This is a genomic window from Cupriavidus sp. DB3 (assembly GCF_020418465.1).
GTDB lineage: Bacteria > Pseudomonadota > Gammaproteobacteria > Burkholderiales > Burkholderiaceae > Cupriavidus > Cupriavidus cauae.
The window spans coordinates 262,311-284,586 of the sequence record NZ_JAIZPL010000006.1; the positions used below are offsets into that span (position 1 = coordinate 262,311).

At 65.0% G+C, this 22,276-nt stretch carries 20 protein-coding genes and 1 pseudogene; 10 read left to right on the forward strand and 11 right to left on the reverse strand.

All coding sequences use genetic code 11. The features are described 5' to 3' along the window. Positions 1-294: 294 nt before the first annotated feature. The 3 genes from ppsA to K7G19_RS20490 all read left to right on the forward strand — a co-directional run bounded on the left by ppsA (position 295) and on the right by K7G19_RS20490 (position 4,288). On the forward strand, positions 295-2,679 hold the full coding sequence (gene ppsA / locus K7G19_RS20480; RefSeq protein ID WP_149319019.1) for a phosphoenolpyruvate synthase: 2,385 nt from the start codon (positions 295-297) through the stop codon (positions 2,677-2,679). 194 nt (positions 2,680-2,873) lie between these two features. Then, the gene (locus tag K7G19_RS20485; protein WP_226108854.1) at positions 2,874-3,299 is read left to right on the forward strand and encodes an NfeD family protein; all 426 of its coding nucleotides are present in this window, start codon (positions 2,874-2,876) and stop codon (positions 3,297-3,299) included. 56 nt (positions 3,300-3,355) lie between these two features. Beyond that, complete coding sequence (locus K7G19_RS20490; protein WP_226108856.1) at positions 3,356-4,288, forward strand: SPFH domain-containing protein; 933 nt, start codon at positions 3,356-3,358, stop codon at positions 4,286-4,288. Between the two features lie 60 nt (positions 4,289-4,348). On the opposite strand, the gene smpB is transcribed toward K7G19_RS20490, so the two are convergent. Beyond that, on the reverse strand, positions 4,349-4,801 hold the full coding sequence (gene smpB / locus K7G19_RS20495) for an SsrA-binding protein SmpB (protein ID WP_006579356.1): 453 nt from the start codon (positions 4,799-4,801) through the stop codon (positions 4,349-4,351). Between the two features lie 227 nt (positions 4,802-5,028). Here smpB and K7G19_RS20500 point away from each other — a divergent pair, with 227 nt between their 5' ends. Then, positions 5,029-5,466 (forward strand): type II toxin-antitoxin system RatA family toxin, encoded by a 438-nt coding sequence (locus tag K7G19_RS20500; protein WP_226108858.1) that lies wholly within the window; start codon positions 5,029-5,031, stop codon positions 5,464-5,466. Next, on the forward strand, positions 5,453-5,821 hold the full coding sequence (locus K7G19_RS20505; protein ID WP_226108860.1) for an RnfH family protein: 369 nt from the start codon (positions 5,453-5,455) through the stop codon (positions 5,819-5,821). The genes K7G19_RS20500 and K7G19_RS20505 overlap by 14 nt, the downstream gene beginning before the upstream one ends. A gap of 167 nt (positions 5,822-5,988) precedes the next feature. Here the strand turns inward: K7G19_RS20505 and K7G19_RS20510 are convergent. Beyond that, positions 5,989-6,948 (reverse strand): annotated as a pseudogene (locus tag K7G19_RS20510) (DMT family transporter); the annotation flags it as partial. 136 nt (positions 6,949-7,084) lie between these two features. Between K7G19_RS20510 and guaB the strand changes: the two are divergent. The 3 genes from guaB to guaA all read left to right on the forward strand — a co-directional run bounded on the left by guaB (position 7,085) and on the right by guaA (position 11,030). Further along, complete coding sequence (guaB, locus tag K7G19_RS20515) at positions 7,085-8,548, forward strand: IMP dehydrogenase (RefSeq protein ID WP_149319014.1); 1,464 nt, start codon at positions 7,085-7,087, stop codon at positions 8,546-8,548. A 273-nt stretch (positions 8,549-8,821) separates the two neighbouring features. Beyond that, a complete protein-coding gene (locus K7G19_RS20520) occupies positions 8,822-9,436 on the forward strand; it encodes a hypothetical protein (protein WP_150081580.1) in 615 nt (204 codons plus the stop codon). Next, a complete protein-coding gene (gene guaA, locus K7G19_RS20525) occupies positions 9,411-11,030 on the forward strand; it encodes a glutamine-hydrolyzing GMP synthase (protein ID WP_149319012.1) in 1,620 nt (539 codons plus the stop codon). Before K7G19_RS20520 ends, guaA begins: the two co-directional genes overlap by 26 nt. Before the next feature lie 102 nt (positions 11,031-11,132). Here guaA and K7G19_RS20530 read toward each other — a convergent pair whose 3' ends face one another. Next, complete coding sequence (locus K7G19_RS20530) at positions 11,133-11,780, reverse strand: TetR/AcrR family transcriptional regulator (protein WP_226108864.1); 648 nt, start codon at positions 11,778-11,780, stop codon at positions 11,133-11,135. Positions 11,781-11,866: 86 nt separating this feature from the next. Between K7G19_RS20530 and K7G19_RS20535 the strand changes: the two genes are divergently transcribed. Next, positions 11,867-12,760 (forward strand): NAD(P)/FAD-dependent oxidoreductase, encoded by an 894-nt coding sequence (locus K7G19_RS20535; protein WP_226108866.1) that lies wholly within the window; start codon positions 11,867-11,869, stop codon positions 12,758-12,760. 222 nt (positions 12,761-12,982) lie between these two features. Here the strand turns inward: K7G19_RS20535 and K7G19_RS20540 are convergent, their stop codons facing one another. From K7G19_RS20540 to K7G19_RS20560, 5 genes are all read right to left on the reverse strand, one after another. Continuing rightward, positions 12,983-13,969, reverse strand: a complete 987-nt coding sequence (locus tag K7G19_RS20540) for a tripartite tricarboxylate transporter substrate binding protein (protein WP_226108868.1) — start codon at positions 13,967-13,969, stop codon at positions 12,983-12,985. 89 nt (positions 13,970-14,058) lie between these two features. Further along, on the reverse strand, positions 14,059-14,886 hold the full coding sequence (locus tag K7G19_RS20545) for an enoyl-CoA hydratase-related protein (protein WP_226108939.1): 828 nt from the start codon (positions 14,884-14,886) through the stop codon (positions 14,059-14,061). 38 nt (positions 14,887-14,924) lie between these two features. Then, positions 14,925-16,142, reverse strand: a complete 1,218-nt coding sequence (locus tag K7G19_RS20550; protein WP_226108870.1) for a CaiB/BaiF CoA-transferase family protein — start codon at positions 16,140-16,142, stop codon at positions 14,925-14,927. Between the two features lie 142 nt (positions 16,143-16,284). Beyond that, entirely contained in the window at positions 16,285-17,169 is an 885-nt protein-coding gene (locus K7G19_RS20555; RefSeq protein ID WP_226108872.1) for a LysR substrate-binding domain-containing protein, read from the reverse strand. A gap of 60 nt (positions 17,170-17,229) precedes the next feature. Then, on the reverse strand, positions 17,230-18,609 hold the full coding sequence (locus K7G19_RS20560) for an NAD-dependent succinate-semialdehyde dehydrogenase (protein WP_226108874.1): 1,380 nt from the start codon (positions 18,607-18,609) through the stop codon (positions 17,230-17,232). Between the two features lie 255 nt (positions 18,610-18,864). Here K7G19_RS20560 and K7G19_RS20565 point away from each other — a divergent pair, with 255 nt between their 5' ends. Then, positions 18,865-19,773: an AraC family transcriptional regulator gene (locus tag K7G19_RS20565; RefSeq protein ID WP_226108876.1), complete on the forward strand. Its 909-nt coding sequence runs from the start codon at positions 18,865-18,867 to the stop codon at positions 19,771-19,773. A gap of 91 nt (positions 19,774-19,864) precedes the next feature. On the opposite strand, the gene K7G19_RS20570 is transcribed toward K7G19_RS20565, so the two are convergent. The 3 genes from K7G19_RS20570 to K7G19_RS20580 all read right to left on the reverse strand — a co-directional run bounded on the left by K7G19_RS20570 (position 19,865) and on the right by K7G19_RS20580 (position 22,190). Next, positions 19,865-20,368, reverse strand: coding sequence for a hypothetical protein (locus tag K7G19_RS20570; protein WP_226108877.1), 504 nt, complete (start codon positions 20,366-20,368; stop codon positions 19,865-19,867). A gap of 121 nt (positions 20,369-20,489) precedes the next feature. Next, the gene (locus K7G19_RS20575) at positions 20,490-21,077 is read right to left on the reverse strand and encodes a TetR/AcrR family transcriptional regulator (RefSeq protein WP_226108878.1); all 588 of its coding nucleotides are present in this window, start codon (positions 21,075-21,077) and stop codon (positions 20,490-20,492) included. A 171-nt stretch (positions 21,078-21,248) separates the two neighbouring features. Next, positions 21,249-22,190 (reverse strand): LysR family transcriptional regulator, encoded by a 942-nt coding sequence (locus K7G19_RS20580; protein WP_226108879.1) that lies wholly within the window; start codon positions 22,188-22,190, stop codon positions 21,249-21,251. Between the last annotated feature and the right edge of the window lie 86 nt (positions 22,191-22,276).

The following is a 22,276-nucleotide window of genomic DNA, read 5'->3' on the forward strand; positions in this document are numbered from 1 at the left end:
CGATCTTTTCGCTAAGCAATTGCACGGCGCGCCACGCGCGGGACGATTCGAAGCGGGATTGTCGACAAAATGGCTCGACAGCATTCCGCCGATTCCATCGACCCGATCCGCCGCGAAGGGCGCGATGACCGCAATGACCGCAATGAGCGCGATGGCCGACCGGATGTCTCGATCGATATCGAAACCACGGTCCCCCGTGCCCCGGATTGTTTAGCAAAGCGATCCGCCCGGTAGCAGAACTCCAACCACATTCCGGCGTGAGCGACAGGTTTCCTACTTTGTTTTGAGGCATTTATGACCAACCTGGCAAATGACGGCGCCTACGTGCTGCCGTTCGAGCAGTTGCGCATGGCGGATGTGGAAGTGGTGGGGGGCAAGAATTCGTCGCTCGGCGAAATGATCTCCCAGCTGGCAGGCGCCGGCGTGCGCGTGCCCGGCGGCTTCGCCACCACCGCGCTGGCCTTCCGCGACTTCCTGGCCCACAACAACCTGACCCAACGCATCTCCGATCGCCTGAAGGCGCTCGACGTCGACGACGTCAAGGCGCTGGCCGAGGCCGGTGCCGAGATCCGCAACTGGGTCGCCACCGCACCGTTCCAGCCGCGCCTGGAACAGGAAATCCGCGAGCACTACGCGCGCGTCGCGGAGCGCGAGGGCGCCGAAGCGTCGTTCGCGGTGCGCTCGTCGGCGACCGCCGAGGACCTGCCCGACGCCTCGTTCGCCGGCCAGCAGGAGTCCTACCTGAACGTCAGCGGCATCGACGACGTGCTCGACAAGATCAAGCACGTGTTTGCCTCGCTGTACAACGACCGCGCGATCTCCTACCGCGTGCACAAAGGCTTCGCCCATGACGTGGTGGCGCTGTCGGCCGGCGTGCAGCGCATGGTCCGTTCGGACCTGGCCGCGTCGGGCGTGATGTTCACCATCGACACCGAATCGGGCTTCCCCGACGTGGTCTTCATCACCTCCAGCTACGGCCTGGGCGAAACGGTGGTGCAGGGCGCGGTCAATCCGGACGAGTTCTACGTCTTCAAGCCGACGCTGCAGGCCGGCAAGTACCCGATCATCCGCCGCTCGATCGGCTCGAAGCTGATCAAGATGGAATTCACCGCGCCGGGCGAAGCCGGCCGCGTCAAGACCGTCGACGTGCCGAGCGAACTGCGCAACCGCTACTCGATCACCGACGAGGACGTCTGCGAGCTGGCGCGCTACGCGATGACCATCGAGAAGCATTACGGCCGCCCGATGGACATCGAGTGGGGCAAGGACGGCAAGGACGGCAAGATCTACATCCTGCAGGCGCGTCCCGAGACCGTGAAGAGCCAGTCGGCCGGCAAGGCCGAGCAGCGCTTCAAGCTCAAGGGCACCTCGGCGGTGCTGGCCACCGGCCGCGCCATCGGCCAGAAGATCGGCACGGGTCCGGTCCGCGTGATCAACGACCCCAGCGAGATGGAGCGCGTGCAGCCTGGCGACGTGCTGGTTGCCGACATGACCGACCCGAACTGGGAACCGGTGATGAAGCGCGCTTCGGCCATCGTGACGAACCGCGGCGGCCGCACCTGCCACGCCGCGATCATCGCGCGCGAGCTGGGTGTGCCCGCCGTGGTCGGCTGCGGCGACGCCACCGATGTGCTGAAGGACGGCACGCTGGTCACCGTCTCGTGCGCCGAGGGCGACGAGGGCCGCATCTACGATGGCCTGCTCGAGACGGAGGTCACCGAGGTGCAGCGCGGCGAGATGCCGGAGCTCGACGTCAAGATCATGATGAACGTCGGCAACCCGCAGCTGGCCTTCGACTTCGCGCAGATCCCGAACAGCGGCGTGGGCCTGGCCCGCCTCGAATTCATCATCAACAACAACATCGGCGTCCACCCGAAGGCCATCCTCGACTATCCCCAGGTCGACTCCGACCTGAAGAAGGCCGTCGAGAGCGTGGCCCGCGGCCATGCCAGCCCGCGCGCCTTCTACATCGACAAGCTGGCCGAAGGCATCGCCACCATCGGCGCCGCCTTCTATCCGAAGCCGGTGATCGTGCGCCTGTCGGACTTCAAGTCCAATGAGTACAAGAAGCTGATCGGCGGCTCGCGCTACGAGCCGGACGAGGAAAACCCGATGCTGGGCTTCCGCGGCGCCTCGCGCTATATCGCCGAGGACTTCGCCGAGGCGTTCGAGATGGAATGCAAGGCCATGAAGCGCGTGCGCGACGAAATGGGCCTGACCAACGTCGAGATCATGGTGCCGTTCGTGCGCACGCTGGGCCAGGCCGAGAAGGTCGTCGACCTGCTTGCCAAGCACGGCCTGAAGCGCGGCGAGAACGGCCTGCGCGTGATCATGATGTGCGAGGTGCCGTCCAACGCGATCCTGGCCGAGGAGTTCCTGCAGTACTTCGACGGCTTCTCGATCGGCTCGAACGACCTGACGCAGCTGACGCTGGGCCTGGACCGCGATTCGGGCATGGAGCTGCTGGCCAAGGACTTCGACGAGCGCGATCCCGCGGTGCGTTTCATGCTGTCGCGCGCGATCTCGACCGCGCTTCGGCTGAACAAGTATGTCGGCATCTGCGGCCAGGGCCCGTCCGACCATCCGGACTTCGCCGCCTGGCTGGCCAAGGAAGGCATCAAGTCGATCTCGCTGAATCCCGATTCGGTGATCGACACGTGGCGGCAGCTGGCGTCGTAAATTCGATCGACAACGCCAGTCAACGGCACCGTCAGCCGCACCCTACCTCGGTCGGGTGCGGCCATGCCCCCGCAGGCGCCACGGCGCCGCGGGGGTTTTTCGCTTTGGCAGGGCGCGCCCGCGGTCGATGCACATGGGGCCGCGCCCGGCATCAGAACAAGAACAGCAACAACGATATCGAGGGGTGAATCGCCATGGCGGACTACCACATCTGGTTCGGCCTTGCGGTCCTGCTGGTCATTGCGGAACTGGCCAGCCTGACGCTGTATCTGCTGATGGTCGCGCTGGCGGCCGTGGCCGCGGGCATCGCGGCGCTGTCGGGGCTCGGCGTCGCGGCGCAGTTCGGCGTCGCGGCGGTGGTCGCGCTGGTCGGCTTCGCGGCGCTGCGGCGCTCGCGCTTTGGCCGCGCGCGGCGCGGGGCGGCCGCCACCGATCCGAACGTCAATCTCGATATCGGCCAGGAGCTCGATGTGCCGGCCTGGGATGCCGATCGGCGTGCCCGGGTGCCGTATCGCGGCGCGCAGTGGCAGGTCGAGCTGGGCGCGCCCGGCGAGGCCCTGCCAGGCCGCTATCGCATCGTCGAGGTCCGCGGTAATACGCTGGTCGTGGTGCCGCGCTAGGCTGCCGCGGGGCAGCACCGCCTTCGTTTTCCCTTCAAGCAACCGATGGAGTCCCCATGCTAGACGTCGCCGGCAGCGTGCTGCCTCTCCTGGTCCTGATCGCCGTGATCGTGCTGCTCGCGCAGAGCTTCAAGATCGTGCCGCAGCAGCACGCCTGGGTGCTCGAGCGCCTGGGCAAATATCGCGCGACGCTGACGCCCGGGCTCAACGTGGTGCTGCCGTTCATCGACCGCGTCGCCTACAAGCACATCCTGAAGGAAATCCCGCTCGACGTGCCCAGCCAGGTCTGCATCACCAAGGACAACACGCAGCTGCAGGTCGACGGCGTGCTGTACTTCCAGGTCACCGACCCGATGAAGGCGTCCTACGGCTCGAGCAACTTCGTCGTCGCGATCACGCAGCTGGCGCAGACCACGCTGCGCTCGGTGATCGGCAAGATGGAACTCGACAAGACCTTCGAGGAGCGCGAGTTCATCAACCACAGCATCGTCAATGCGCTGGACGAGGCGGCCTCGAACTGGGGCGTCAAGGTGCTGCGCTACGAGATCAAGGACCTGACGCCGCCGAAGGAGATCCTGCATGCGATGCAGGCGCAGATCACGGCCGAGCGCGAGAAGCGGGCGCTGATCGCGGCCTCGGAGGGGCGCCGGCAGGAGCAGATCAACCTGGCTTCGGGCGCGCGCGAGGCGGCGATCCAGCAGTCGGAGGGCGAACGCCAGGCGGCGATCAACCAGGCGCAGGGCGAGGCCGCGGCAATTCTGGCGGTGGCCGAGGCCAATGCGCAGGCGATCGAGAAGATCGGCCGCGCGATTCGCGCGGAGGGCGGCGTCGAGGCGGTGAACCTGAAGGTCGCCGAGGAATACGTGAGCGCCTTTGCCAATCTGGCCAAGACCGGCAATACGCTGATCGTGCCGGGCAACCTGGGCGAAATGAGTTCGATGGTGGCGTCGGCGCTGCAGATCGTCAAAAGCCAGAAGAGCGCGGGCTAGCCGATTCAGCGACAAGCCAGGCTAGCCCGGCAGGGCCGAGGAGAGGACCGGCGGCGGGACTTATTCCTTGCCGCCGCTCTTGATGATCCGCGCCTTCTCGCGCTGCCAGTCGCGGTCCTTCTCGGTCTCGCGCTTGTCGAACAGCTTCTTGCCCTTGGCCAGGCCGATCTCGCATTTGACGCGGCCGCGCGTGTAATGCAGGTTCAGCGGCACAAGCGTATAGCCGCGCTGCTCGACCTTGCCGATCAGCTTGCGGATCTCGTCGGCCTTGAGCAGCAGCTTGCGGGTGCGCACCGGATCGGGCTTGACGTGCGTGGAGGCGCTCTGCAGCGGGCTGATATGCGCGCCGATCAGGAACAGCTCGGCGTCGCGCACCACCACATAGCCTTCCTTGATCTGCACGCGCCCGGCCCGGATTGCCTTGACCTCCCAGCCTTCGAGCACGATGCCGGCTTCGTATCGCTCCTCGATGAAATAGTCGAAGAAGGCCTTCTTGTTGTCTGCGATGGTCATGCGTGGTGGTGGATGGTAGGGTGCGGCGGCGCCGTGCTGCGGGCCCCGCCGGTTTGGCGACCGCCGGTGGCGGCCGCTGGTACGATGACTGGCGCCGCGGCCGATGGCGGCGTTCCGGCCGGAGGGTGCGCCAGGGCAGGCGCGCGTCGGCTAAAATCCGGATTCTAGCAAACAGACCGGCCCCGGTTGTCGCCCGTGGACAGCCATCGGCCCAGAACCGTCAACTCATGGCAGACGTCCATAAAACCGTGCTGCTCGGTTATTCGGCCGAGCGAATGTACGACCTGGTCACGCGCGTCGAGGACTATCCCAAGTTCCTGCCCTGGTGCGGCGGCGTGGAAGTGTTCGAGCAGACCGAGACGTTGCTCGACGCCAAGCTGCATATCCATTTCAACGGCATCAAGCAGTATTTCCATACCCGCAATACGCAGCATCGGCCGACCCGCATCGCCATGAATTTCGCCGATGGTCCGTTCAAGACCTTCAACGGCTACTGGAATTTCATTCCGCTGCGCGAGGACGCCTGCAAGATCGAATTCCATCTGCATTACGAGTTCTCCAGCATCATCCTCGAGAAGATCATCGGGCCGGTGTTCAGCATGATCGCGAATACCTTCGTCGACGCCTTCGTCAAGCGCGCGGAGGTGGTCTATGGCAATAGCTGAGCCGGGCGGGGCGACCGTCCGCGTGGCGGTCTGCCATGCGAAGCCGGACGCGGTGTTCATGAAGGAGATCGAACTGCCCGCCGGCAGCACGATCGCTGCTGCGATCGAGGCCAGCGGCGTGCTGGCGGCCCATCCGGAGCTCGATCCGGCGACACTGCGCGTCGGCATCTTCGGCAAGCTCAAGACGCTGGAAACGGCGGTGCGCGAGGGCGATCGCATCGAGCTCTACCGGCCGCTGGTGGCCGATCCCAGGACGGCGCGACGGCGCCGCGTGCAGAAGGCGCGCGAGGCCGGCACGCGGGAAGGGAAGAAGTGGATGCGCGGCGGCGGCGACAGCGAGGCGGTGGGGCGCTGAACCGTCGGCAGGCGAGGGCGAAAAGCCGCCCAAGCCAGCCCAATCCGGTCGGTCCCAATCCGGTCGGTCCTGACCCGGCCCTAAGCGATCCGTTTGCCGGCCTGGCCCGATTCGGCGGTTTCGCCGGCTTCGGCGCTTGCCGGCTCACCGGCACCCGGTGCCGGCCCCGCGGCCTTGTCCCCCGCATGCAGCCGCACCGACCACGCCACGCCGATCATCAGCAGCACGATCGCCGCCAGCTCCAGCGGCCGCGGCCAGCGCTGCTCGTACAGGAAGCCGTAGGCCAGCGCGAACAGCGTCTCGAACACGATCATCTGGCCCGACAGCGTCAGCGGCAGCCGCCGGCTGGCGATATTCCACAGGTTGTTGCCGATCAGCGAGGCGCCCAGCGCCACCGCCGCATTGACCCACCAGAACCATTGCCAGTCGCGCCCGCTGCCCGGGGCGGTCAGCACATCGCGGAACAGCAGCCAGCCGACCAGCGCCAGCAGCGCCGACACGATGCCGGTCGACAGCCCGTACAGCGCCGACCATTCGTTGCCGCTGTATTGCGGATTGCGCTGCAGGTAGCGGGCATTGTCGACGGCGTAGAGCGTCCAGCAGACCAGCGCGCCGGCCGCGCAGACCACGCCGGCCAGCTTCTGCCACACCGGTCGCGCCGCCTCGGCGGCCGCCGCGCCGTGGGCGCCGTGTCCGCCGCCGCCGAACAGGTCCAGGTTGATGCAGGCAATGCCGACCGCGACCACCAGCAGCGGCAGCAGCAGCCGCGACAGCGGCACCGCGCCGTGGTCGCGCCGGCCCATCACGGTGACGGAGATCGGCAGGATGCCGATGATCAGCGAGGTCGGACCGACCCCGGCCAGCTGCACGCCGAAAGCCAGCAGCACGTAGTAGAGCAGGTTGCCGGTGAAGGCCTGGCGCAGCAGGGCGATGCAGTCGGCGCGGGTCAGCTTGCGGGCGATGCGGCGCATCAGCGGCGCCGCCGCCACCGCGGCCACCAGCCCGTAGGCCAGGTAGCGGCCGATCGCCAGTTCCCACGGCGAAAACACCGGCAGCAGTTTCGGCGCGATGAACACCATGCCCCAGAACGCGCCGGCCAGCAGGCCGCACAGTACGCCGATTCCCATCCGTTTTGCCGCGCTGGACGCGCCTCCGCTCAGAAAAGCCTCAAAGCATAGCATTGGCCCGGCAGTTTCCGCGCACGCGGACGTCATGCAAAGGGCGGTTCCTGTATAATTCGATTTTGCGCCTAGAGGAATCGCTATGCGTCTTGTCCAGAAAGCACTCACGTTCGATGATGTGCTGCTCGTGCCGGCCTACTCGGCCGTCCTCCCCCGGGATGTCTCCCTCCGCACCCGCCTGACCCGCTCGATCGAATTGAACATTCCGCTGGTTTCCGCCGCCATGGATACCGTGACGGAAGCGCGCCTTGCGATCGCCATGGCGCAGGCGGGCGGCATCGGCATCGTTCACAAGAACCTGAAGCCGGCCGACCAGGCCCGGGAAGTCGCGCGGGTCAAGCGCTTCGAATCGGGCGTGCTGCGTGATCCGATCACCATTTCGCCGGACATGAAGATCCGCGACGTGATCGCGCTGTCGCAGCAGCACGGCATTTCGGGCTTCCCGGTGCTGGAAGGCAAGACCGTGGTCGGCATCATCACCAACCGCGACCTGCGCTTCGAGGAAGAACTCGACGCCCCGGTGCGCGCCAAGATGACCCCCCGCGAGAAGCTGGTCACGGTGGCCGAGGGTGCCAGCCTGGACGAGGCCAAGCGCCTGATGAACCGGCACCGCCTGGAGCGCGTGCTGGTCGTCGACGACGCCTTCCAGCTGCGCGGCCTGATCACCGTCAAGGACATCCAGAAGGCGGTCGAGCACCCGCTGGCGAGCAAGGACGACCATGGCCAGCTGCGCGTCGGCGCGGCGGTCGGCGTCGGCCCGGACAACGACGAGCGTGTCGAACTGCTGGTCAAGGCCGGCGTCGACGTGATCGTGGTCGACACCGCCCACGGCCATAGCCAGGGCGTGCTGAACCGGGTCCGCTGGGTCAAGGACAACTTCCCCCACGTGCAGGTGATCGGCGGCAATATTGCCACCGGCGAGGCCGCCCGCGCGCTGGTCGAGCATGGCGCCGACGGCGTCAAGGTCGGCATCGGCCCGGGCTCGATCTGCACCACGCGTATCGTCGCCGGCGTCGGCGTGCCGCAGATCACCGCGGTGTCGAACGTGGCCGAGGCGCTGGCCGGTACCGGCGTGCCGCTGGTGGCCGATGGCGGCGTCCGCTACTCGGGCGATATCGCCAAGGCGCTGGCAGCAGGTGCGCATACCGTGATGATGGGCGGCATGTTCTCGGGCACGGAGGAAGCCCCGGGCGAAGTGTTCCTGTACCAGGGCCGCTCGTTCAAGAGCTACCGCGGGATGGGGTCGGTCGGCGCGATGAAGGACGGCGCGGCCGATCGCTACTTCCAGGAAGACAACACCGCCAACGTCGACAAGCTGGTCCCCGAAGGGATCGAAGGCCGCGTGCCCTACAAGGGCTCGGTGATGGCCATCATCCACCAGCTGACCGGCGGCGTGCGCGCCTCGATGGGTTATTGCGGCAGCAGCTCGATCGCCGAATGGCACGAGAATGCGCAGTTCGTGCAGATCACCGCGGCCGGCATGCGCGAGTCGCATGTCCACGACGTGCAGATCACCAAGGAAGCACCGAACTACCATATCGACTGACGTCAGCGACTGACCGGCGAACGCCGCGCCATTCGCGATGCCAGTGACGCGCGGCTGCACGGCCTGAAGGCGGTGCAGCCGCGCGTCATATCCGGGCCGCGCATTGCACCCGTATTGCACGCGCATTGCATGCGTATCGCACGATCCGGCCGGCGATGCTGACCGGCCCGCTGGTTTTTCGCGGTTTCAGTTGTCGGTCCGCCAAATTGTTGGTCCGCTCGTCAGTCGGGAATCAGTCGGAATCAATCGACGTCAGTCCGCCAAGGAGAATCGATGAAGGTCCTGCTCCGCGCCGTGTTGTTCTTCGATGCCCTGTTCGACCTCGCGCTCGGCGCCGTGCTGCTGCTCGCGCCGTTCGCCACCTTCTATGCCGCGTTGCAACTGCCGCAGCCGCAGCCGGCGCTGTACGGCCAGCTGCTCGGCATGGCGCTGCTCGGCTTCGCCTGGCTGCTGGCCCAGGCGGCGTTCCGCGGCCAGCTGACGGTTCCGGTCGCACGCATGGCCGGGCCGGTCAATCTGGCCAGCGCGGTGCTGATCGCGGCCTGGCTGCTCTTCTTCGATCTGCCGGTGCAGGGCGCCGGCCGGATCTGGCTCGGACTGCTGGCCGCGATGCTGGCCTTCTTCGCGCTGGTGCAGATTCCGCTGGCCAAGCGCATCCGCAATCGCGAGCGCGAGGAACTGCTGCGCCGCGAGGCCGAACTGGCGGCGGCCAACCGTCCCGCGGCCGCCGCCCCGACCATTCATCCAACCCCATCCCCCGAAGTCCGGCGCGAGCCGGTCATCACGCCGCCGCCCGGCTACGGTCCCGGCACCGAAGTGGTGACCGATGTCGAACCGGTCGACACGTCAATCGCTCCCCATCATGCACGACAAAATCCTCATCCTTGATTTCGGCTCGCAAGTTACGCAGCTGATCGCGCGACGCGTCCGCGAGGCGCACGTCTATTGCGAGATCCATCCGAACGACGTGTCGGACGAATTCGTGCGTGAGTTCGCGCCGAAGGGCATCATCCTGTCGGGCAGCCACGCCAGCACCTATGAAGACCATCAGCTGCGCGCGCCGCAGGCGGTGTGGGACCTGGGCGTGCCGGTGCTGGGCATCTGCTACGGCATGCAGACCATGGCCGTGCAGCTGGGCGGCAAGGTCGAGTGGAGCGATACCCGCGAATTCGGCTACGCCGAGGTCCGCGCGCACGGCCATACCGAGCTGCTGAAGGACGTGCAGGACTTCGTCACGCCGGAAGGCCACGGCATGCTGAAGGTCTGGATGAGCCACGGCGACAAGGTTACCGAACTGCCGCCGGGCTTCAAGCTGATGGCGTCGACGCCGAGCTGCCCGATCGCCGGCATGGCCGACGAAGCGCGCGGCTACTACGCCGTGCAGTTCCACCCCGAGGTCACGCACACGGTCAAGGGTCGCGAAATGCTGGAGCGTTTCGTGCTGAAGATTGCCGGTGCCAGCCCCGACTGGGTCATGCGCGACCATATCGCCGAGGCGGTGGCCAGGATCCGCGAGCAGGTCGGCGACGAGGAGGTGATCCTCGGCCTGTCCGGCGGCGTCGATTCGTCGGTGGCTGCGGCGCTGATCCATCGCGCGATCGGCGACCAGCTGACCTGCGTGTTCGTCGACCACGGCCTGCTGCGCCAGGACGAGGGCAAGCTGGTGATGGAGATGTTCGCCGGCCGCCTGCACGCCAAGGTCGTGCACATCGACGCCTCGGAACAGTTCCTCGGCCATCTGGCCGGCGTCACCGATCCCGAGCAGAAGCGCAAGATCATCGGCCGCGAATTCGTTGAGGTGTTCCAGGCCGAGGCGAAGAAGCTGACCCGCGCCAAGTGGCTGGCCCAGGGCACGATCTACCCCGACGTGGTCGAGTCCGGCGGCACCAAGACCAAAAAGCAGACCACCATCAAGAGCCACCACAACGTCGGCGGCCTGCCGGAGACGCTGGGCCTGAAGCTGCTAGAGCCGCTGCGCGACCTGTTCAAGGATGAAGTGCGCGAACTCGGCGTCGAACTTGGCCTGCCGCCCGAAATGGTCTACCGCCATCCGTTCCCGGGCCCCGGCCTGGGCGTGCGGATTCTCGGCGAGGTCAAGCGCGAATATGCCGACCTGCTGCGCCGCGCCGACGCGATCTTCATCGAAGAGCTGCGCGGCACCATCGCCACGGCGCAGGACGCCGCCGCAGGCCTGTGCACTGAAGACCAGGTCGGCAAGAGCTGGTACGACTTGACCAGCCAGGCCTTCGCCGTGTTCCTGCCCGTCAAGTCGGTCGGCGTGATGGGCGACGGCCGCACCTACGACTACGTCGTCGCGCTGCGCGCGGTGCAGACCACCGACTTCATGACGGCGCATTGGGCGCATCTGCCGTACGCGCTGCTGGGCCGCTGCTCCAACCGGATCATCAATGAAGTGCGGGGTTTGAACCGGGTCGTCTATGACGTTTCGGGGAAGCCGCCGGCGACGATCGAGTGGGAGTGAACCAGCGTTCAGAGCTGGTCTGCACCACGCACCGCCAAGACACACCGAAGCCCGCGTAACCGCGGGCTTTTTTCATTCTCAGCCCGACACTGTCCAGCAAGCTCAACCCTTCTCGTGGTCGTTGCCACCGTGCGCGGCGATGAACATGGCGACAGCCGACCGGCAATAGGATTCGATTTCGTTGTCGTCCTGTGCTCTCGCCTCATCGAAGCGTGCGATGAGCAGGAGATCGGATCCCTTGAAAAGCGCGGCAAACAAGCGGGCGGACCGGAGAGGATCGGGCACGTTCAATACCGCCTTCGCGTGCAACTGACGCAACAGGGCCTCGATTTGGGCGATGACATGGGCGGGGCCGGCTTCGTAATGGCGCTTGCTTAACGACTTTTGATTGGTCTTGTCGGCCATGATCATGGCTTCGACACTGCGCACGTCCGGGCTCAGCAGCGTGCGGAGCAGGGATGATCCCACCGCCATCAGCTGGTCTTCGGCCGACCCGTCGACGCCTTCAAGAAGGGCCTGTGGTGCGAACTGATGGCAGCGGGCCGCGATGGCCGCGCTGAAGAGCGCCTCCTTGTTCTCGAAGTGCCGATAGATGCTTAGTTTGGATATCTTCGCCCGCTGGGCGACCTTGTCCATCGTCGTCGCCTGAAAACCCAATTCCACAAAGAGTTCGCACGCGGCGTCGACGATCGTTTGGCCAAGCGCCTCGTTGGCGGGCCGGCCGCGCCGGCCCTGGTTGTTTTCGGTCACGACAATTCCAGTACTTGACAGTATTCAAATTCGTGCATTACGATACCATTAAGTATCGTAAATGGTCAAGCACGGAGCCCATCACCATGAATGACGTCATCATCATCGGCGGCAGCTTTGCCGGGCTCGCCGCCGCCCTGCAGCTCGGCCGTTCCCGCCGCAAGGTCACCGTTCTGGATACCGGCCTGCCGCGCAATCGCTTCGCCGACCACTCGCATGGCCTGCTGGGCCACGATCACAAGCCACCGCTCGACATCCTGGCCGAGGCGCGGCAGCAGCTGATGCGTTATCCCACGATCAGGCTGGTCAGTGCCCGGGCCGAGAGCGTCTCCGGCGCCATCGACGATTTCTCGGTCCTCACTGGCGATGGCGAAAGCCTTGCGGCGCGCCGCCTGATCCTGAGCTATGGCGTCGCGGACCAGATGCCTGATGTTCCGGGCTTTGCCGAAAGCTGGGGCACGTCCGTCGTGCCTTGCCCCTATTGCGACGGCTTTGAAGTCGCCGGCCGGCATTGGGGCCTCGTCTGGTCCGGCCCGCCGTCGCACAACCATGTCAGGCTGTACCAGGACTGGACCGACACGTTGACGGTCTTCGCCAATGGTCACGACCTTTCACCCGATATCCGGGCCGATCTGGCGCACCGCAATATACCTGTCGTCGATGGCCGGATCACCGAAATTGACCATGACGAGAGCCATAACACCACCGTCAAACTCGATGCCGGCGCCAATGTCGCGGTCGACATCCTGTTCGCGCATCCGCGCAACAAGCCGTCCGCAAGCCTGCATGAATCGCTGGGCCTTGCCACGGTCGATACGCCCCTGGGCATCGCCCTCAAAGTCGACGAGCGCCGCGAAACAAGCATGCCCGGCGTCTACGCCGCGGGCGACCTCGCCAACCCCCTGATGCACTCGGTCACCACGGCATCATGGCAGGGCGCGATGGCCGGTATCTTCGCCCAGCAATCGATGGTGACTTGAGAGCACAGGGTTGGCTCGAGACGATACGCGCCTTCGCATCGGTTCGGATCGTCCTTGTCTTGATCGACGGGTAGCTGGTTGAGCAGCTCCAGCGATGACGGACTACCCTGGACGGCGGTCCGTCATTCCTCCGGTAGTCGTCCACGAGGTTGAAGCGGTCGAACCGCCGGCGGTAGTCCCGGGCCGTCGGCCGCCATGCTTCCGGCAGATTACGAACGGCCGTCACTCCGGCTCAATCCCGGCCCCCTTGACGACACGGCCCCATTTCTGGATTTCGGCATTCTGAAACGCGCGCAGCTCCGCGGCCGTCGTGGTCCAGGGCTGTGTCGCGGAATTGCGGAAGAAGGCGCGCGCTCCCGCGCTGCCGACCGCCGTAATCAGTAGCTGTCGCAGCCTCGCGGCAACGGGGGCGGGCGTTCCTGCCGGCACGTAGGCGGCGAACCAGTACCCCATGTCGTAGCCCTTGATGCCGGCCTCATCCAGGGTCGGTATGTCCGGAAGCTCGGGCAGCCTTTCCCGGGTGGACGCGCCAAGTGCGCGGAGTTTGCCCGATCTGATCTGCGACAGGCCGGTGACCGTGTCGATGACCATCATGTCGATATGACCGCCGAGCAGATCGTTCAGGGCGTTTGGATTGCTGTTGTATCCGACCCAGACGATGTCCGTACCGGTCAGCTGCTTGAGCATTTCGCCCGCCATTCGGCTGGAGGAATTGCCGCTGCCGAAGCTCAGTTTTCCTCTCGCCTTCCTGGCTGCCTGCAGCAGATCGTCGACGGTGCGGAAAGGCGCGTCGGCGCGCACGACGAGCACCTGACCGCCACGCCCCAATCCCGTCAAGGGCAGGAAATCCGCGATCGGGTCGTAGGGCAGTTTCTTGAAAAGGTGGGGATTGGCGGCTTGCGTCGTGTTCGTCGTAATCAGCACGGTGTAGCCGTCCGCGGCGGCGCGGGCAACATGCTGTGCGGCAATCATGCCGCTGGCGCCGGGCCGGTTTTCGACGACGACGGCCTTCCCGGTCTGCTGTGCCGTCGACGCCGACAGGGCGCGCGCGAGCAGATCGGTCGCGCTGCCGGCGCCGAACGGCACGACAAAGGTAATCGGCTTTTCCGGAAAGTCGGCCGCCCGTGCCGATATGGCGCAGGCCAGGCCGATGACCGCCGATGCCATCGCGGCTGCCAGACGGGCGATGCGTGTTGTGGTCCGGATCATGGTGTTTGTCTCCTGTTATATGGGACGCGGCGTGCGAGCGGCTTCACCGTGCCATGCACCTGTCCCGAGCGAGCGCCGTAGCTGCGCCTTCAGCGGGATTGCGGGTAGAGGTGGCGTCGTGCGCGGCGCCCCAGGAAATCCCGCACGGCAGCCTTGTGCTCGTCACCGCAAAGCAGGATCGCCTGCATCGCGGCCGCAGTCTCCAGCGCCACGGGCAGCGTCGTTTCGGCCGCGTCCAATACCAGGCGCTTGGCCATGCGCAGGGCCTGGGGCGGGCTGGATGCGATCCGGCGCGCCATGGTGGTACTGACTTCGTCCAGCGCCTCGGGCGAAACGACACGGGACACCATGCCAAGCTGCAAGGCCGTAGGCGCATCGACAAATTCGCTGGTCAGCGTCAGTTCCAGCGCCTTTGCCGTTCCGACCAGCCGGGTCAGGAACCACGCGCCGCCGATGCCGGACACGAGGCCCAGCCGCAGAAAGCTCTCGGCGAAGGTGGCCCGCTCGCTCGCGACGCGCAGATCGCACATCAGCGCCAGGTCGCAACCCGCCCCGATCGCTGCCCCGTTGACCGCGGCGATCGACGGCACCTGCAGTGCCTGCAGGGCATGGGTGATTCGGTGCAACGTGGCTTTCAGCCGCGCCCGGACCTGCGTCGCGGAACCCTGCATCAGATCCGATCCGCTCTCCATGTCCTTGACGTTGCCGCCGGTGCAGAAATACTCGCCGGTGGAGCGCAGCAGTACGCAATGGACGTCTGGCAGGCGATTGGCGGCCTCAAGGGCTTCGGCAAGCGCCTCGGCCATGGCCACCGACATGGCGTTGCCCGTGCCAGGGTCATTGAGGCTCAATGTGAGGACGCCTTCGCCGATGTCTTGCCGAACCAGCGTGTCGGGCAGGGCGTTGGAGGGGCGCATTGCGCGGGCTTCTTCCGATTTCATCGACGTATCCTGGGTCATGTGGATGGGGTGGGGTGAACGACGAGGACGCCGCGCTCGCGCATGGCGTCGATTTCAGGCCGCGTATAACCGCATTCCTCGAGGACATCGGGACCATGCTGGCCCAGGGTAGGCGCGGGCATATCGCGATCCTCTGCACTGGCCGCGTGGGCAGGCCCCGGCGCGAAGCCGGGCATGCGCACCTTCCCGGCGAGCGGGTGGTCAACCCAGCTGTCGAGGCCGCTGGCTGCGTACTGAGGGGATCGCAGCACCTCCTGGTAGCTGGCAACGGGCGCACACAAGATGTCGTGCGCGGCCAATTCCTGCATCCATGCTTCGGTGGTGCGCTGCTGGAACAACGGCGTCAGTGCCTGGCGCAGCGCGTCGCGGTGTGCGACGCGGTCAGCATTGCCGGCGAAGCGCGGGTCGTTTTCGAGGTCAGGCGCTCCGAGGACCGCGCACAGTGCTTGCCAACGCTTCTGGTGGTAGGCAGCGACCATGATCCAGCCATCACGCGTCTGGTACGCTTCATTGGGCGCCGCGTACGGGGCTGCGCTGCCCGTCCTGGCAGGCAGCGCGTTCGTGGCGAAGTACGATGCGTACCCGATCTGCTGCAGCATCAGCGTCGCGTTGTACAGGCTGATGTCGAGGTACTCGCCTTGGCCGCCTTGCCGGGCAGCGTTGACCGCGGCAAGGACGGCGATCGTCGCCAGATAGCCAGCCACCATATCCGCGACCGGGATCGCGACCTTCATGGGCTCGCTGTGCGCGGTGCCAAGCGTGCTCATCAGCCCGCTGGCGGCCTGGATGATTCCGTCTACACCGGCGCGATCGCGCATCGGCCCGGTTTGGCCATAGGCGGAGATCGAGCAGTACACCAGTTTGCGGTTGCTGCGAGCGACCGTGTCATAGTCCAGGCCCAATGCCTGCATGACGCCCGGCCTGAAGTTCTCGACCACCACGTCCGCGCCCTGGATCAGGCGGCGGGCAACTTCGCGGCCATCCGCGCATTTCAGGTCCAATGCGATGCCGCGCTTGTTGCGGTTGACGCTCAGGTACACCGCGCTTTCACCCGCTATCCAGGGTGGGCCGATCTGCCGCCCCAATTCGCCACCGGGCGGTTCGACCTTGATGACATCGGCGCCCATGTCGGCAAGCATCATGGTGCAAACGGGTCCCGCGAGTACATGCGAAAAATCGACGACCCGCAGTCCTCGCAAGCTGCGCTTCAACATATCCTGGCTCCCGGATGACACGGCCTCGCTGGTGGCCGCGATCAGTTGTCATGCGGGCAGAATAGGCAGGGGGACCCGGGCCGGCAATCGACTTTATGGGCCGTACGCTTTGACTTTTTGTAAAGGGGATCGCCCGGGCGGATCAGGTTGCTACGAGAGTGGCCAGCCAATCGCGAAATGCGCGCAATGCGCTTGACTGCGGTTTGCCCGTCGGCCACGCGAAGTAGTATGTGTAGTCGCCGCGATCGAGCGTCTGACCGAGTGGCGCCACCAGCGTCTGGTCCGCCAGCTCTTTCTCGATCAATGCCTTCTGCGCGATGGCGACGCCATGCCCTTCGATTGCCGCCTGATAGGCAAGCAACGATGTCTCGTATTTCATGCCATGGGCAGGACTGACGTTGCGCAAGCCTGCCGCGCGCAGCCATAGCATCCAGTCGTCGGGGCGCGCCATCGAATGGAGCAAGGTCTGCGTGGCCAGCTGCTTCTTGTGCGTCAGGCGCACGGCAGGCGAGGCGACGGGAACAAGCTCGTTGCGAACCAGCTGCAGCGTTCGCATTCCCGGCCAACGCCCGTCGCCCAGTTGTATGCCTGCGTCGATGTCCTCGCGCTCGAAGTCCAACGGCGCGAACGAGGTCATGAGCTGAACGTCGATATCCTTGTGCAGCTGGTGAAAGCTCGCCAATCGGGGGATCAGCCAGCGCACCGCGAACGTGGCGGGCGATCTGATCCGCAAGGTGTTCCGGCCAGGGCTGCTGTTGGTCACCGCCAGGGTGGCTTCCCGAAATGTCTCGAACAGCGGTATCAGGTCGGAAAGGTAACGCGCGCCGGCCGGCGTCAATTCCAGCCCGCCGTGGACGCGGACGAACAGAGGCGTTCCGAGGTAGCTCTCCAGCGCGCGTACCTGCCTGCTGACCGCGGCGGGCGTGACACACAACTCATCGGCGGCCTTGGAAATGCTGAGCAGCCGCCCGGTGGCTTCGAATGCTCGGGCCGGATTCAGTGGGGGAAGCAGGGCGCGACGGACCATGGCAGTAACAGGAGGCGTACGCTGAGTGGTCGTCACTATAACGCCCTGTCCCCCGTGGAGTCAGGACGCCAGTCCGGCCATCAGCACGTATTTGACCTCGACATACTCCTCGATCCCGTAGTAGCTGCCTTCGCGCCCGTAGCCCGAATGCTTGACCCCGCCGAATGGCACCGAGGCGGTGCCCACCGAACCGGAATTCAGGATCACCATGCCCGCCTCGATATCGCGGGACAAGCGAAAGGCTCGGCCGAGATCGCGCGTGCAGGCATAGGCCACGAGTCCGTATTCGGTGTCGTTGGCTCTGCTCACGACTTCGGCTTCATCACGGAAGCGATAGAAGGGGAAGACCGGTCCGAAGATCTCGGTATGGGCAATCGGCATATCGTCATCGAGATCGGTGAGGACGGTGGGTTCATGGAACAGTCCGCCTTTCTCGTGCGGTTTGCCGCCGAGCAGAACTTTGCCACCGCGCCGCTTCGTGTCTTCGACGAGCTGAACGACCTTGTCGAAGCCCGCTTGATTGATCAGTGGCCCGACGACGAATTCCGGCTGCAATCCCTGGTCCACGCGGAATTTGGAGACTTTTTCCACCACGGCGGCGACGACGCGATCGTAGACGCCATCCTGCACGTAGATGCGGTTGGGCGAAATGCAGACCTGGCCGGAATTTCGGAGCTTGGCGGCGATCAGGCCGCTTACGGCGTCGTCCAAATTGGCGTCATCGAAGACGATGAAAGGCGCATTGCCGCCCAATTCCAGTGTCATCTTTTTCAACGCGCGCCCGCTGGCCTCGGCCAGCAGTTTGGCGACGGCGGTGGAGCCGGTGAACGAGATCTTGCGGATCCGGTCGTCGCTGGTAAAGAGCGCACCGATCTCTTGCGGGTTGCCGGTGACCATTTCGAATACGCCCTCCGGAATGCCCGCCTTGCGCGCGTACTCGAGCAGCTTGTACGCGGTCAGCGGCGTTTCTTCGGAGGGCTTGATGATCATGGTGCAACCGGCCGCCAGTGCCGTCGCGACTTTGCGCGTGATCATCATGAAGGGAAAATTCCACGGCGTGATGGCCGCAGTCGGTCCAACCGGCTCTTTGATGACCATCACGGCGGCATCATTCGCGTGGGACGGGATGGTGTCGCCATAGACCCGCTTGGCTTCCTCGGCATACCACTCGATAAAGCCGAGCCCGTAGTCGATTTCGCCCAGTGCTTCGGCAAGGCACTTGCCGTTTTCCCTGACCATCAATTCGGCAAAGACCTGCTTGTCGTCCCTGACGAGTTCGAACCAGCGGCGAAGCAGCTCGCTGCGTTCCCTGGCGAGTTTGCGCGACCATGCCGGAAATGCGCCGCAGGTCCTGTCTATTGCCGCCTTTACCGCCGCGCCGTTCATGTGGGGCGCGGCCCCGACGCGCGATCCGTCTGCAGGGTTGAGTACGTCGATCATGAGAGTTCCACCGCTCCAGTTGATAGCAATGCGCGCCGCGTCACCACGACGCGGCCTGGCGCTGCGGATTGAATAATGGAATCAAGCTGCGCATGACTCCATGGCAACGGGTCTCTGATGTTTGCCTGATCCTATGAGCGGCAAGAATTCCGGCAAAGGTGCTGGTAAGCTACGCCGCAATGCAGACAAGGGATTCAAGCCATGGCTCGATCTGGCAAAAGCGAGGCGCCAAGCCGGGCGATGTTGGTACAGCGGATGGTGTCCATGCTCGCAGCGCTCGCGCCGCGCGAAGGATATAACTTGTCGGCGTTGCCCGATGTCCGATTCCTGCGTTCCAACCGCCCATTGAAGGCGGTGCCGGTGCTCTACGATCCCGGAATCGTGATCGTTTGCCAGGGCAGGAAACGCGGGTATTTCGGCGATCGGATTTACCTGTACGACGATCGGCATTACCTTGCCGTTTCGGTGCCGGTGCCATTCACCATGGAAACGGACGCCAGCGAAACCGAGCCGCTGCTGGCGATCTACATGCATCTCGATTTCAAGCTCGCCGCCGATTTGATGTTGCAGATCGACCAGCATGGCGGCATGGAACCGACCGAGCCCAGAGGCATGATGTCCAGCCCGATGGACAGCCGGCTATGCGAATCGCTGGTTCGATTTCTTGAGGCGATGAGCCGGCCTCTGGAAGCCCAAATTCTTGGCCCGGCGCTGCTGCGCGAGATCTACTTCCATGTGTTGACCGGGGAGCAAGGGGCGTCGATGCGCGCCGCGCTGTCCATGCATGGACAGTTCGGCAAGATTGCGCGAGCGTTGCGCCGGATCCATGCGTCTTTCCATGTCGACGTCAGCGTCGAGCAGCTGGCGCGCGAAGCAGGGATGAGCGTTCCTGCCTTCCACGCTCACTTCAAGGCCGTCACCAGGACGTCTCCGGTGCAGTACCTGAAGTCGATACGGTTGCATCAGGCTCGCCTGCATATGGTCCGCAGTGGCATGACCGCGGCAGCCGCCAGTGCCGAAGTCGGCTATGACAGCCCCTCGCAATTCAGCAGGGAATTCAAGCGCCTGTTCGGGCGAAGTCCTGTCGAAGAGGTCAAGCGGATGAAGGCGGAATTTGCCGTGCCGCCCCCGCATGCTGGCTCGCCGTTTGTGTCATCGCACTGATGCTACTGATCGCGCTTGTTGCGAGCGGTCCGGCGCTTGGCGTGCAAGCATGCGGCGACGGCCGCGGCCCCCGAGAGGCCGCGTAGCCGGATCAGGCCAATGGCGCGTGCCGGCGTTGCGATCGCATCCACCAGGCCTGCAACACGGAGCCGATCACAAAGACGATCAGCCACGCGGCCAGCGCGCCGCGCACCACAGGCGATTGCGGGCCGTCGGCAAGAGGATGGGCGGCCGGCAGTCGCGTCAGCGTCTCGTTGATTCCGGGTACGAGCAGCAGGAAGAAGCTGAACGTGAGACCGAACTGGGACAGGTAGGGTTGGGCGCGGGTCAAGACCGGAATTCGGGGCAGCAACAGCGCGCCGAAGATGGCCAGCAGCGCCAGGATGCCCAGCGCATGGCCGGCGTTGAAGCCTCCGGTGCTGGACAGCCCGAATGACGTCAGCACCGATAGCACCAGCCCAACGAGGTAAGTCTTGCCGGCGTGTGTGGCGCTGTCGATCCTGAAGTGGCGCGCGAAGCTATAGAGGCCCGCGATGACGGGGACGATGCTGATCAGGGTGTGCCCGGACCCCAGGGCGGAAATCGGATGCGGCATAGGACGATGGCTCCTTCAAACCACGGGTTGAAACAACGGGATTCCACGCGCATGGCAACCAACTAGTTGGTCGGTAGCGCAGTGAAAAAATAGCCGGCTCGCGGCCGGTACAAAACAGCGGTCAATTCGCCCCGGTCAGCCGTCGGATCGCCGCTTGCGAGACGGAGGCGAATGCCTCGGGATTATCGAAAGCCCGTGCGGTCAACATGGCGCCGTGCACCGTGGACATGAACGTCTGTGCCTCGACAAGCGGGGTATCGCGCAGATGGAATTGTCCTTTCGCGGCACCCGCTTCAAGGACCGTTGCCAGCCATGCGGTCAGGTCCCCAAAATAGGCTCGCACCTCATGCGCGATCTCTTGCGGGATCATGGGCAATTCGGCGGCAAGCATCGCGCAAATACATATCGGCAAGGTGCCATCGCCTATGCACCGGGACCAGTAATCGATATAGGCCGCCAGCCGCGCCAGCGGATCGCCGATCTGTTGATCGAGCGCGGCCATCCCTTGCACTGCCTGCGCCCGGTGCAGCCTGACCACAGTCAGGACCAGGTCCGCCTTGCTCGGAAAATGATGATGGATGCTCGGCTTGCCGATATGCACACGCTCGGACAGATCCGCATAACTGAATCCGTGATAACCGCCGGCGGCGAGCAATTGCTTCGTATGCTCGGCGATTTCGCTCGCGCGGGGGGAAAGTTCCATATTCATCGGCAATAGGGCTGGATGGTGGAATACGCATGCAAGACATCGCTGATCCAGCTGCCGGGATGCTGCGCTTTGCATTCAACGTTTTGACCAATCTACTAGTTGGTCGGTTGTGTTGTCAAGGCTTTCCGCGCACCCGGCATGGGATGACGCTCGCGACAGCGGGACGCCTATTCAGCGGCGTTGGCCGCCTCGCCGAGCTGGGGAGTGCCGGTTCCGCTCCCGATCCGCCACCTCGCGAGCCAACGCGAGGAATGCCTTCATGCCGGCGGAGTGATTGCGCCGGCCGGGGTAGTAGAGGCAAAGCCCCGGCAATGGCGGCGTCCAATCTGCCAGCACGCGAACCAGGCGTCCTGCCTCGATATCGGCCAGCACGTCCTGCTCCATGAAAAAGCCCAGGCCGATACCCTCGATGACCGCGGCCCGTGCCAGGCTCGCTTCGTCGAGCGTGATCTGGCCGCGCACGTCCACCCGCACCGTCTCGCCGGCCTTCTCGAATCGCCACCGATACAGCGTCCCGTCGGGCAGCCGTACACGCACGCATTGGTGCTTCAGCAGATCGGGAGGGATGCGAGGCTTCCGATGATTCTCGAAGTACACGGGTGAACCCACGACGGCATAGCGTTGAGGCCGTCCGAGTGAAACGGCGATCATGTCGCTCGGCACGAGGTCGGCGACCCGCACGCCGAGATCGAAGCCTTCGGCGACGATATCCACCAATCGGCCTTCGGTGACCAGGTCGACGTTCATCTCCGGGTAGCGGCGGAGGAATTCCAACACCAGCGGGGAAATGATCTCCCGCGCTGCAAATGCGGCGGCATTGATCCGTAGCGTCCCGGCAGGCGTTTCGCGTTGCGAGCCCACGGCCGCCAACGCGCCCTGCATATCCTGCAGCACAGGCCCAACGTTGCCGACGAATTGCCGACCGGCATCCGTCAGCGAGACGCTGCGGGTAGTGCGATTGAACAGGCGAACGCCGAGATTCGCCTCGAGCTTGCCAATGGCATGGCTCAGCGCCGTCGTCGATATCCCGAGATCGATCGCGGCTGCGCGGAACGTTCCACGGCGCGCAATCGCGATGACGGCTTCCAGGTCTTGAAGGGAGGTCCGTTCCATTGTCCCGAATTTTTCATCATGGCATCCGGTTTTATCTTCTTTGTCTGCACAATGGTCAAGCCCTAAACTTCATCCCGAACTTTGCC